The sequence below is a fragment of the Secundilactobacillus malefermentans DSM 5705 = KCTC 3548 genome (assembly GCF_001436395.1).
Taxonomy (GTDB): Bacteria; Bacillota; Bacilli; order Lactobacillales; family Lactobacillaceae; genus Secundilactobacillus; species Secundilactobacillus malefermentans.
Window position 1 is genome coordinate 1 of the sequence record NZ_AZGJ01000126.1, and the last position, 971, is coordinate 971.

Genomic DNA, 971 nt, shown 5'->3' on the forward strand with positions numbered 1-971 from the left:
TCGGATTAATTTTACAATCTACCTAATTACTTTTTTTAAACAGTCGATTCTATTGATTGTCTAAGTGTCCCCTCAACTTCTTTGGCAATTTCATTCAAATTGAAATCATCGAATAAATCGATTAAGGCTTCCGGACGCGTCATACCAATATATGTCTGATTATTTTTTTCTCTAACAACCATTTTACACGGTAGAACATAGCCGATATGGATATTTTTTCCCATAACTTCTTTTGCTTTTTTAGGATTACATACTTCCATTACAACAAAATCCTCTTCAAAGTCTAATCCTTTTTCCTTAAGTTTGTCTTTAAAGTTAAGTTGCCACAATACACCAAACCCATTTTCTTTTAATTGTTCAGTTAACGAATCAATAGCCTCGCCAAGTTTCTTGTTTGTCTTTTTTTCATATACGATGTGCATTGGTTTCTTCTCCTCTTTATATTTTTGATTACTCTCTCAACTTGTTTAGTTGATCTCTATACTCTTCCTCTGATATTTCTCCTCTAGCGTATCTCTCTTTTAATATATTAATGGCACGATTTGAGTTTGATGCATGGTCATTATTCGAACGATTCATCAGCATTTTTGCGATAAAGATGACTGCCCCAATAATAACTAACAATTTCAATCCATCATATATCATAAACCACCAACTATTCTCATAACCAAAATTCATCATGTTATCAAAACCGTTATACCAATAGCCGTGCATTGAATCACTCCTTATTCATTTAATGTTTCTTTTTTTATTCTATATGTTTCCTCATCTATTTCACCTTTGGCATATCGTTCATTTAAAATATCCAACGCACTATTCTGCTCTCTAAAAATACTTGTTCCATTCTGTTTATCCTCCAAGTATTTATAAATGAAATAACCAACTATAACAAATAATATGAGTCCCAAGCAGTCTCCTCCTTTTTCTATTTCTGCTTCCTTAACTTTACTGAAATTTTATTTTGATCTAGC

At 31.7% G+C, this 971-nt stretch carries 3 protein-coding genes; all 3 read right to left on the reverse strand.

Going from position 1 to position 971, the window contains the following annotated elements; genetic code table 11:
• Nucleotides 1–35 precede the first annotated feature (35 nt).
• From FD44_RS10090 to FD44_RS10100, 3 genes are read right to left on the reverse strand one after another with little or no spacing between them, the layout of a single operon-like run.
• The gene (locus FD44_RS10090) at nt 36–422 is read right to left on the reverse strand and encodes a DUF302 domain-containing protein (RefSeq protein WP_010620814.1); all 387 of its coding nucleotides are present in this window, start codon (nt 420–422) and stop codon (nt 36–38) included.
• Nucleotides 423–450: 28 nt separating this feature from the next.
• Nucleotides 451–714 carry an SHOCT domain-containing protein gene (locus FD44_RS10095; RefSeq protein WP_010620813.1) on the reverse strand — a complete coding sequence of 88 codons (264 nt, stop codon included), beginning with the start codon at nt 712–714 and terminating at the stop codon, nt 451–453.
• Nucleotides 715–725: 11 nt separating this feature from the next.
• Entirely contained in the window at nt 726–908 is a 183-nt protein-coding gene (locus tag FD44_RS10100; protein WP_010620812.1) for an SHOCT domain-containing protein, read from the reverse strand.
• Nucleotides 909–971 lie beyond the last annotated feature (63 nt).

Excerpts from the sequence above, each read along its gene's own strand:
- FD44_RS10095 (WP_010620813.1), bottom strand. The coding sequence starts at position 714 with ATGCACGGCTATTGGTATAACGGTTTTGATAACATGATGAATTTTGGT.
- FD44_RS10090 (WP_010620814.1), bottom strand. The coding sequence starts at position 422 with ATGCACATCGTATATGAAAAAAAGACAAACAAGAAACTTGGCGAGGCT.